Genomic DNA, 10,375 nt, shown 5'->3' with positions numbered 1-10,375 from the left:
CCCGTGAGGCTGATGCTCACCCCCCGCCGACGCCGTACGTCGCGCCGCCCAGAACCACCGCCAGGGCCGAGAGACGTGGCTCGCCGGCGGTGCCGGAACAGCTCGCCATGGGCGGACGCCGGCCGAGCCACCCACAGCTCGGTCAGGTGGCCCCGACCGTCTACACCGCAGTGGCAGCCGACCAGGCACGGAGCCACCCTGCGGGCCTGACACTTTGACGACACCTCCCGGTTGTGACACAGGATTCGCTGCGGTGATCACGGGCCATCGAGTTGCAGCCAGCACGTGATCGACGGCCAGGACCAACCGACCACCGAGGGCCTGCGGCAGCAGCACCGAGACCAGGGCGGCAGTTCTCGCCCCACCGGCAACAGCCCGGCCAGTGATCTCACCGGCCCGTCACCGCTCAGAACCGTGTCAGCCAGCTCGAACAGCGCATCCGAACGAGCGGTGAGACAGAGCAGAACTTGCCTCGTAAGCACGACAGTTCCACCAGCTGCTCCCGTCGGGCAACACGGTGCCCGTACCGCTCAGTTCTCCCAGTCCTCGTCGTCGCCGCCGCGCATGGTCCGCCATGCCTCAAGGTCTGCCTTCGCCTTCCGCGCCAGCTGGGCGTACTGCACCGGGCACTCCCACAGCTCGCGGGCCGAGAACTCGGCGGGCACGGGGGTGTCGGGGTGCTCGTCCGGCGCGTACAGGTGGACCACCGCGCGGTACCGGGACTGCACGGTGGAATCGGCGGTGGACCAGGGGTGCTGCGGATGCTCGCAGGAGACGTCCAGGTCGATGGTGGCGAGCGCGGCGGCCAGGTCGCGCGCGTACGAGGGTGGCAGACCCGCGTACGTCTGGGCGATGCCCATCCACAGGCACAGGAACACGCCGATCCGCTCCTCGTCCCGCACTTGCCCGGTGAGCCAACGGCGGGCGGACCACAGAGCGACCGGGCCGGTGTTGTCCTCCCAGCTACGGCTGATCGCCTCCTGCATGGCGACGACGTCGACGCGGCCGTCGTCCCGGACGAACTGCGCGTCCAGATGGGAGACGTCGATGCTGCCGAAGAGCTCCTGGTGCGCCTCGTGCAAGCGGCCCAGGGCCTCATCGACGAGGTCCGCGAGGAACCCTTCGCAGTCGAACGCCGCCAGCTCCTCCTCATCAAGACCGTAGTCCTCGGCGAAAACGGCCCGTCCGGCCTCGGTCAGCATGCTCACCCCGGCCTCAACCTCGTACTCCGAGTCCAGGTCCGCAGGGTGGGCACCGGCCGGGCAGGCGCAGGAGGCCCGGTCCAACTGCGCACGCAACCCGTCCAAGGCCCCCATGTACGAAGCGAACAGGGACTTGCTGAAGATACGTGCGGAGACGTACCAGCAGGTGGCATGCAGGAGGATCGTGTACCCGGTCCGCTCCCGGCGGCCCTCCAGGGTGGCGTCGCGGCCGAACGCCTCCGCCGCGTCGTCGGCGAGGACGGTCAGGGTCAATTCAGGATCTGCATAGGGGTAGTCGCTGACGATCCCGGACAGGTCGGAGATCAGTTCGCGGTGGTCGGCAGGCAGCGTGGGCGTCACTTCAGTCACATCCGTAACCGACGATTACGCAGGTCGGGCGGTTCCCCTGCGCACGTGGCCGATGGTCCCCGGTCGGCCCCGTCCTGAGTCCGGAGGGCGGGGAGCCGGGAGTGCCAGCCTGTGGACGGACATCTCGTGCCGTGTGTGGCTCTCTGCGGCGTCACGTGGGGCGGCACCACTCCCTGAAGCTGGGGCGCCGACCGCCCCCGGGCCGCCGGTGAGCTGGCCAGTGCACAGTGCGGGGAACAACTCGTCCTGCAGCGCGCCGTGCGGAACGCCCCAGCGGAGCCACGGCCGCGACGGGCTCGGGCGCAGGTCGGGCGCATGCTCGGTGCTCAGGCACGTTCGGCAAGTAGCAGGAGGTGGTTCTGCGAAATGCCCCGGGGGAGCCGGTCGAGAACGCCAGTCCGGTGCGGTCCTCCGCGCCCGTTGACGGACCGGTGCCCCGCCGTGCTGGGCCCTGCCGGGGCGTCCGGTGTCCTCGACGGCCGGGACCGTTCCGTGCCCGAGTGGGCGGTGCATGGTGCCCACCGCCGAAGTCCCGCAGTCGACTTGACCACGCCGAACGGTCGGGCCCGTCAGCGCCAACGAGCCAAACGCAGTCTGGCCTGGAACAGGGCCTCACTCAGGACGAGCCGGAAGCGGCGGATCTTGCAGCCTTCGCGTCTGCGCTGCGCTTCTGCCTGCTTGCACTCTCCAAGGGACGGGGGCCGCACCAGCGAAGGCTGGTGCGGCCCCCTCGCATGCGCGGCCTGCTACACCCAGGCCGTTGCAGTCCTCGAGCAGCTGGCACTCCCGTCGTAACGGTCTACCGAGCAGACGGAGAAAGTGATCTTGTCACCGGACCGCCACGTCGAAGGTATCCGGACGTCCTTCCGATTGTTGTAGATGGGCGATCCGTCGTGGGTGTAGACCTTGAGGTCACTCCGCGTCACGTTCGTGACCCGCAGCCGCACATAATTGTTTTCGATCTCGGAGTTGTCCCACATCGACAACATGTCGATCGAGCTTTCATAGCGGCCCCCGGCCATGTTGCCCGGGCTCTGGACGTTCGTGGCTACCGCCTGCGCCGTCGACACGGGGACCATCGTCAAGACAGCCGTCGCAGCCACGACGCCCATCGCGTAGAGCTTCCGCACGTTGCTTCCTCTCGTTGGAACCAACAGACGCTGCAGAGCCTCACGCGACAACCCGTCGTTCACAAGGAAATGGCTGTCCGGGACCTGTCCGGGACCTGTCCCGGACAGCCCCCCCTCTGAGTGTTCAGCACATCCTGACGCTGTTGGTGGACCTTGTTGCGCCGACGCTGCGCCCCATGTACCGGGGGGGGGGGACAGAGCGCCACATGCCACTTGGTCGAATGCGACCACCGGGATGGGGGAGCGGCGTGGCCAGCCTGGTCCACGAGCGGGTGTCGACCGACCGCCGGAACCTCGTCCGTCACGAAGTCGGGCTGGAGGAACGGGTCGTCTTCGAGGAGCGGGCCGGCACCTCCAGCCGCCTCCACCCGCGGCAGCGGCCGAAGTCCGGCGAGCTGGTCGGTCGCGTACGCGCAGCCGGGCGATACCGCACACATGCCCCGTGTCCCGAGCCTGGCTCGACATCCCGATGCTGCTGGGGTCCTTCGGCGGCCCGGTCGGCGGCGGTACGTCTGCGTGCCGCATGTTCTTCCTCGGTGCGGCCGCCGAAGGGCTGCGGTCCAGGCGGCTGTGCCTCGGCGCGGGTGGAGGAAGTGCCAGGTTTACAAGCCATCAGCAAGACGACATTTTCCTTCGGCTGTCCTGTCACATTTCTGCGCCGGGCTCCGTCAGTGCGGTGTAGGCCGCGGCAGCAGGCGGCGGCCCACTGGTTCTGAGGGAGACGATGATGACTGACACTGCTGTTCCGCGTATGCAGGACCCGGCTGCATTGCTTCCGGAGATGGCCGAGGTCAGCGCGAGTCTGTTCCGGGTGGTCGGGAACCGCTCGATTCCGCGCACGACGATCAGCCTGGTCCACCTGCGAGCCGGGCAGATCGTGCGCAGCACCTACCTGACCGTCTTGCACTCCAGCAGCCTGCGCAAGGCGGGGGAGTCGGAGGAGCGGATCTCGGCGGTGGCGTCCTGGCAGGACGCCCCCTATTTCACAGACGCCGAACGCGCAGCCCTGGCACTGGTGGAGGCGGTCTGGCAGCCGTCCGCCCGAGGTGAACTGGTTTCTGACGAGCTCTACGCGCAGGCTACTGAGCACTACGACGACAAAGCCCTGGCGACTCTGGTGGCCGCGATCGGCCAGGTCGGCTTCTTCATTCCCTTCGCTGTCATCGGCAAGCCCGTACCGGTCACCTCCTTGGCCGATCCCCAGTGGAGCTGACGGGAGCGCCACCCCGCCGGACCCTCGTCGGATGTGAGGCGGGCGGGGTCTGGCGGTGCGGGAGCGGAGTGCTGTCCCAACAGGCCCAGGCCGAGATCGACGCGGCCCGGGAGGTCGACGGGGGCGTCTTGACGGCCGCCACCATCGCCTGCGTTCACCAACGCGCGGCCGGCGCCCGTACCGACTCGCCGCCGGCCCTCGCCGTCGCCCGCCGTCCGTGCTTCCAACGCAGGGACATCGGGCGGATGGCACCCAGTTCAAGCCCGTGCTTCAGCCCGGGAGCCGGGAGGAGCGCAGCGCCCCGGAGCACGGCGTCGGAACCATCCTGGGATTCCAGTCACAGGTCGATCGCGGCAGGTGCCGCGGCCCGCCGCTCGGAGCGGGCCGGGTCGTTGGACGAGTCCGCTGATCTGCGGGTGCCGCAGCGTGACTCCAGCCGTCAGCAGCACAGGGGCTGCAACCAGCGACACCCCGCCCACCCAGCGCCCGAGGAAGGCCTTTGCTGCGGACTGTGCCCCACCGTTCGGCGTAGCCGATCGAGTAACAGCCCGTACCGAGGTGCGACTTCGTGATCGCGTCGGTGGTGTCAGCCGTGCCGCTTACCCTGGCGGGCATGGGCTATGAGGTGCACATCACCCGGCGTACGCCGTGGTGGGAGGAAGAGGGTGAGCTGATCACCACGCAGGAGTGGGCAGCGGTGGTCGCTGCCGACTCCACACTGGAGATGGTTCGCGTGGCCCAGGCCTCGCCGCGTGGCCAGGATGCGGGGTTGGACTACCGGCACGAGTGGCTGGCACAGATGGTCACCCACCCCGCACGCGACGCTCACGGCGCCTGGTTGGATTGGCGGGAAGGACGGGTCGTGGTGAAGAACCCGGATGAGGTTCTGCTCAGGAAGATGCGGGAGATAGCCGGGGTTCTGGGTGCGCGCGTCCAGGGCGAGGACGGTGAGCACTACGACGAGTGAACACTGCCAGTCCGCGTGAATGTGGGACGTGGTGGTAGCGGTTGGCTGTTCGGCGGGTGGCTGCGCTGCGTTACGTGGTGGAGTGCCCTGTGCGTCGCGGAGGGCGGTTCCTGGCCGGGGTCCCTGGACGCCGCGTCGGCTACGCGTGCGAGCAGCCGTCGTTACAGCTCCTTGGAGCTGTCGGGGCCGGTTGTGCCGTGTGTGTCCGCAGGTGCCACTGGTCGCTGCCCGCCGCGCCTCTACGAGCAGCGACACCGTCAAGCAGTGCACCAACTGCTTCGAGCAGTGGCGTGGCCTGCCGTGCTTTGCGGCGTTCCTACCGCGACACGAGGAAGTGGACCTCGCGGGGCCTGACCTCCAGGTCGCTCAGGCCGTCGGGCGTCGCACCCATCTCGCGGGCGAGGTCGGCCGTCGCCCGGAAGGCGTCCTCGGACTCGAACGCGCCGGTGGTGACGACGGCAGCGCCGTCCGGGGTGACCCAGACCCCGACGGACAGGAAACCCGGCTGCTGCCGCATCGCCTCGGCGACCTGGTGGCACTCGGCTACGAACTCTTCGACGTGCTCGGGGGCCGGGTAGTGGAAGGCAACGAAACCGAATGACATGACGGTGTCCTCTCTCGGGTTATACGATGCCGTACAACGCGAGCCTAGACCCGTTGTACGGCCCCGTACAACGGGTCAATCAGGGTGAGTTGGGCCACAGTTGGGCGCATTGCGCACACCGTGTGAGAAGTGGGTCGAGGAGTGACTGCGGGCGCTGGCCGCGGGCGGTGCGGAGACGGTGCTGGTCGAGTCGCTCGCCAATGCGTTGGGGGATGACTGCCATGCGCGACTGGGCTCGCCGCGACCACACCGTCGCCGAGAGTCTGCGCCGCGAGGACGACAAGCGTCGTCCAGTTGGCACGCGACGCAATCGGGACTCTCTGTGTACGGCGCCGATCGGCTCGGCTGTGCCGTACCACCGGAGGGCGTAGCGGATTGCCGCGAGTAAGTCCTGAGCCTGCCGCGCGGGTCAGCCGGCGGCTCACGGAGCCGGGTGGCACGTGGGTCGGTAGGGGGCCTCGGGCGCGAAGCGGGCCCATTCCTCGCGGGTGAGGCTGCGGGCGACCGTGGAGCACAGTTCCGCGGCCGTGCGTTCGGCGTCCGTGTTCCACAGGACGGCGGTGCCGTCGACGCCTGCGGTGGCCAGCGCGGCGCCGTCCGGGCTGAAGGCGAGGGACTTCACCTGGCGGGTATGGCCGGTGAGCGTGGCCAACTGGCGTCGCCGGGGGACGTCCCACAGCACGACCGACGTGTCGGCGCTGGCGGTGGCCAAGGTTCGGCCGTCGGGGCCGAAGGCCACGGCCAGGACGAATGCGTCGCCGTCGAGCGTGGCCAGGCGGGTCCCGCGCACCGCGTCCCACAGCATGATCTTCTGGTCGATGCCCGCGGTGGCCACCGTGCGGCCGTCAGGGCTGAAGGCGACGGAACGCAGCGACCCGGTGTGGCCGGTGAGGGAGAGCCGGGGGGTGCGCTCGGCCACGTCCCACAGGACCGTGATGCCGTTGTGCCCCGCGGAAGCCAGGGTGTGCCCGTCGGGGCTGAAGGCCACCGCGTTGACGCCTCGTTCAGGGGCGGATACCGGCCCGGCGGACGCCCGGGCAGCGTCGTGGCTGAGGGTGGTGAGGCGGTCGCGGTGCTGGGGGTCCCACAGCACGATCGTGCCGTCGGCGCCCGTGGTTGCCACGGTCCGCCCGTCCGGGCTGTAGGCGACGTCGAGCACTCGGTCGGTGTGGCCGGTGAGCACGGCTCCGACAGGGGCGGAAGGAGCCGGGTCGAGCGGCGCGGGCCACAGGGTGAGGGTGTGGTCCCCCGCGCGCGGCGGGTGCGCGGCCGTCCCCGTCCCCGTCGCGACAGTCCGCCCGTCCGGGCTGAAAACCACCGAGTTGACCGGTCCGGTGCCACCGTCGAGAACGGCCGTCCGGCTGCGGCGGCGGGTGCTCCACAACACTGCGGTCCGGTCGTCGCTGGCCGTTGCCACGGTGGCGCCGTCCGCGCTGAAGGCGACCTTGTTCACGCGGTTGCTGTGCCCGGCCAGGGCGATGCGGGCCGGGTCCCACAGCGTGACGGTGCCTTCCTCGCCCGCCGACGCCAGCAGGGGTTCGGGCCCCGGGCCGAAGGCCAGGCCGTAGATGTTCGTGACGTGCCCGGTGAGCGTGGCGAGGCGCGTGCCGCGGGCCGTGTCCCAGAGGATGACGGTCCTGTCGTGCCCGGCAGTGGCGAAGGCGTGCCCGTCGGGGTGGAAGGCGACGGCCCGAACGGCGCTGGTGTGGCCGGTGAGCGTGGCGGTCGGGGCACGTCGGCCGACGTCCCACGTGATCACCTTCTGGTCGTTCCCGACGGAAACCAGGGTCCGGCCGTCAGGATGGAACGCCACGCCCTCGACGGAATCGGTGTGGCCGGCGAGCACCGCCTGCTGCCCTCCGGTCACCGCGTCCCAGAGCGCGACCGTGCGGTCCGCGCCGGCCGTGGCGAGGGTGGCGCCGTCGGGGGCGAAGGCCACGGAATTCACGTTGCCCCGGTGCCCGGCGAGGGTGACCCGCCGGGTCCCGCCCCTGGCATCCGGGCCGAGGTCCCACAGGATCACGGTGCCGTCCGCGGAAGCGGAGGCGAGGGTGCGACCGTCCGGCCCGAACGCGAGCTTCTTGACCTGCTCCGTGTGGCCGGACAGGGTCGCCGCGGGCTTGCGGGTCAGCATGTCCCAGAGCACGACGTTGTTGTCGTCGCCACCGGTGACGAGCGTCCTGCCGTCGGGGCTGAACGCCACCGTTCTCAGCCATGTGGCGTGCCCCGTGAGGTCGGCCGTCCGTCTGCGGCCCTGCACGTCCCACAGGATGAGCTTGCGGTCGCGACTGACGGAGGCGAGCGTTCTACCGTCGGGGCTGAAGACCGCCTGCGAGACGGCGTCGGTGTGGCCGGTGAGCTCGGCCTGGTGGTACTGGTACGTGGACATCGTCAGCAGGGCGCCCCGTGCTTCGGGCGTCGGTGCGGTACGGAACGCCTGCACGCTGAGGAGCTTCGCCAGCGCCGGCCGGGACGGAGCCAGGCCCAATGCCTGGGATGCCAGTTGGCGGGAGAGGGTGAGCTGCCGTTCCTGTTCGGCGTCCCAGCGCTGGCGGACGGCGATGGTACCGACGCCCGCGGCGATGAGGAGCAGCACCGCGAGACCGAGGGAGAGAAGCCGCAGGTTGCGGTTGCGGCGGAGGGCGGCGGTCCGCTCCTTTCCTGCGAGGCCGATACTGGCATCGAGGAAGTCGCGCTCCGATGTGTTGAGTTCGTCCCTGCTCCCGTCACGGGACGCCCAGTCGCGCAGGATCGCCAGCCGGGTCCCGCGGTACAGGGCGCCGGTGTCGCGGTCGAGTTCCTCCCAGGTGCGGGCCGCTTCGGTGAGTCGGCGGTGGGTGACGAGGCGGTCGCGGTCCTCCTCGATCCAGCTCCGTAGACGGGGCCACGAGGTGATGAGGGCTTCGTGGGCGAGGTCGACGGTACCGTCGTCCAGGGTGATGAGCCGGGCTCGGGCCAGGTGTTCGAGGATCTCCGTCGTGTCCGGGGCTGCGTCCCGGGCAGTGTCGGCAGTGGCCGCCGTGTCGGCAGTGGCCGCCGTGGCCGGGGCGGTGGGCACGCCCGTCTCCACCAGGTCGAGTTCGGCACGGTGGACGGGGCGTCGGGTGTCCTCGGCTCCTTCCCCGGGAGTGATCAGACGGAGCATGATCCGCCGGGCGAGCACGGCCTGCTGCGGGGCGAGCTGGGCGTACACGCGTTCGGCGGTGTTGGCGATCGCGCCGTGCATCCCCCCGGCGGCCTCGTACGCGGCGACGGTGAGGGTCCGTCCCTTGCGTCGGCGCCACGTTTCCAGCAGGGCGTGGGACATCAGGGGCAGCGCTCCGGGCTCACCGGCCGCCTCGCCGATGATCCGAGCGGTGAGCGCCCGCTCGACGATCAGACCGTCGGCCACGGCGGGTCCGACGATCGCTTCCCGCATCTCGGCCGTCGTCATGGGGCCGAGGAGGACGTGCGCGTCGCGCAGCGCATCGGCGAGGCGGCGCTGTTCGGCGCAGCGTCCGTAGAAGTCCGCCCGTACCGCGACGACGACACGCACTCGGCCAGCCGGCTCGTGAGCCCCGAGGAGCAGATCGATGAACGCTGTGCGCTCGGCGGGGTCGTGGCAGAGCGTGAAGACCTCCTCGAACTGATCGACGACGATCCAGGTGTCGGCGCTTTCGCCCGCGGGCAACAGCGCGGTGGCGTGGGTGCGCAGCGGCTGTTCGCCGGGGGTGAGGATCCTGACCGCGGCCGGCCGCTCGCCGACCCCACATGCCTGTTGCAGCTTCGGCACCAGTCCGGCCCGCAGCAGGGAGGACTTGCCGCTTCCGGAGGCGCCGACCAGCGCGGTGAACCGGCAGCGGCGCCCCAGTTCCAGCAGGTCATCGACGTACCGGTCGCGCCCGAAGAACCGCTCCCGGTCTTGCGGTCCGTAGCGGGCCAGCCCCTGGTACGGCGGCTCGGCCGTCCCGTCGAGCGCGGACGGCAGAGCGGCGACCTCGTCAGCCGCCTCGCGCCAGCACTGCTCCCACTGCCGCAGCTGTTCCTGGTCCGCGCCGCAGGCCCGTACGTAGGCCAACGCCACCGGCAGGGACGGCAGTTTCTCGCCCGCCGCCGCAGTGGACAGGGCGGGAGCCGAGTAGGGCACGCGTCGCGCCATCTCCCGGTAGGTGGGGCCGCCCGCCTCCTGCCGCAGGGCCCGCAGCGCATGAGCGAAACGCGGCACCGGCCCGTCCGCCGGATCCACCGGACGCTCTGGACGCCCCACTTCCCCTCCCGTCCGTGTGTCCCCGGCCGCCGTACGCCTGCCGCATCAAGATCAGTACCGCCACGGTACGTACGCGGAAAATCCCCCACAAGACGCGAATTCCAGCCGTGCCCCCGGACGGTCCGACGGGGCAGCGGCGGACTCGGCGAATTGAAAAGTCGCAGGTGCACGGGGTGCTTATCAATAAGCGGCCGTGAAGACTCGGTCCGGCCGGTGGACGGAGGGTGCAGACACAGCCCTCCTCGCTCCCGCCGCAGTCCCGTCGCCTGACATGACCGGGCCTGCCCGGAGCGGAACGCGGACCGCCGGCCATCCATGCACAGCTCATCGGCCTCCACCCCCACAGGGGTTGCAGGCACACGATCCGAAGGGACGCACACGTGACCAAGACCATCCGCGGGATCCTTCCCGCCGTCGCCCTCACCGCCGCTTCACTGCTCGGCGGCGGCCTGGCCGCGGCCGGCACGGCGCATGCCGCGCCCGGTGTACCGAACATCAGCCAGGGCAGTGGTAACCACGCTGGTGTCCGATGCGTCCAGCACGGGGTCAACAACTGGGCCCAGCGGACCGGGAAGGGCAGGCCGCTGGTGGAAGACGGCGACTTCGGCAAGGAGACCTTGAAGTGGGTGCTGTCTCTTATACAC

6 protein-coding genes and 1 pseudogene are annotated in these 10,375 nt (G+C 70.3%); 3 read left to right on the top strand and 4 right to left on the bottom strand.

Annotated features, from left to right (window positions below; all coding sequences use genetic code 11):
• Positions 1–530: 530 nt before the first annotated feature.
• Together ACFV7Q_RS36775 and ACFV7Q_RS36770 are read right to left on the bottom strand one after the other, a co-directional pair.
• The gene (locus tag ACFV7Q_RS36775) at positions 531–1,562 is read right to left on the bottom strand and encodes a hypothetical protein (protein WP_385435289.1); all 1,032 of its coding nucleotides are present in this window, start codon (positions 1,560–1,562) and stop codon (positions 531–533) included.
• Between the two features lie 755 nt (positions 1,563–2,317).
• Positions 2,318–2,701: a hypothetical protein gene (locus ACFV7Q_RS36770; RefSeq protein ID WP_385435288.1), complete on the bottom strand. Its 384-nt coding sequence runs from the start codon at positions 2,699–2,701 to the stop codon at positions 2,318–2,320.
• 727 nt (positions 2,702–3,428) lie between these two features.
• Here ACFV7Q_RS36770 and ACFV7Q_RS36765 point away from each other — a divergent pair.
• Entirely contained in the window at positions 3,429–3,914 is a 486-nt protein-coding gene (locus tag ACFV7Q_RS36765; RefSeq protein WP_385435287.1) for a carboxymuconolactone decarboxylase family protein, read from the top strand.
• A 568-nt stretch (positions 3,915–4,482) separates the two neighbouring features.
• Positions 4,483–4,881 (top strand): hypothetical protein, encoded by a 399-nt coding sequence (locus ACFV7Q_RS36760; RefSeq protein ID WP_385435286.1) that lies wholly within the window; start codon positions 4,483–4,485, stop codon positions 4,879–4,881.
• 316 nt (positions 4,882–5,197) lie between these two features.
• On the opposite strand, the gene ACFV7Q_RS36755 is transcribed toward ACFV7Q_RS36760, so the two are convergent.
• Both ACFV7Q_RS36755 and ACFV7Q_RS36750 read right to left on the bottom strand, forming a co-directional pair.
• On the bottom strand, positions 5,198–5,485 hold the full coding sequence (locus ACFV7Q_RS36755; protein ID WP_385435284.1) for an antibiotic biosynthesis monooxygenase: 288 nt from the start codon (positions 5,483–5,485) through the stop codon (positions 5,198–5,200).
• Between the two features lie 421 nt (positions 5,486–5,906).
• Positions 5,907–9,689 (bottom strand): helix-turn-helix domain-containing protein, encoded by a 3,783-nt coding sequence (locus tag ACFV7Q_RS36750; RefSeq protein WP_385435283.1) that lies wholly within the window; start codon positions 9,687–9,689, stop codon positions 5,907–5,909.
• A 422-nt stretch (positions 9,690–10,111) separates the two neighbouring features.
• Here ACFV7Q_RS36750 and ACFV7Q_RS36745 point away from each other — a divergent pair.
• Positions 10,112–10,375: pseudogene (locus ACFV7Q_RS36745) on the top strand (hypothetical protein); the annotation flags it as partial.

This window comes from Streptomyces sp. NPDC059851 (genome assembly GCF_042732005.1).
Classification (GTDB): domain Bacteria; phylum Actinomycetota; class Actinomycetes; order Streptomycetales; family Streptomycetaceae; genus Streptomyces.
Note: the sequence above shows the minus strand (reverse complement) of the source record. Positions and strands in the feature narration are given on the sequence as shown.

Coding starts and splice junctions, on each gene's coding strand:
- ACFV7Q_RS36765 (WP_385435287.1), top strand. CDS start 3,429: ATGACTGACACTGCTGTTCCGCGTATGCAGGACCCGGCTGCATTGCTT.
- ACFV7Q_RS36755 (WP_385435284.1), bottom strand. CDS start 5,485: ATGTCATTCGGTTTCGTTGCCTTCCACTACCCGGCCCCCGAGCACGTC.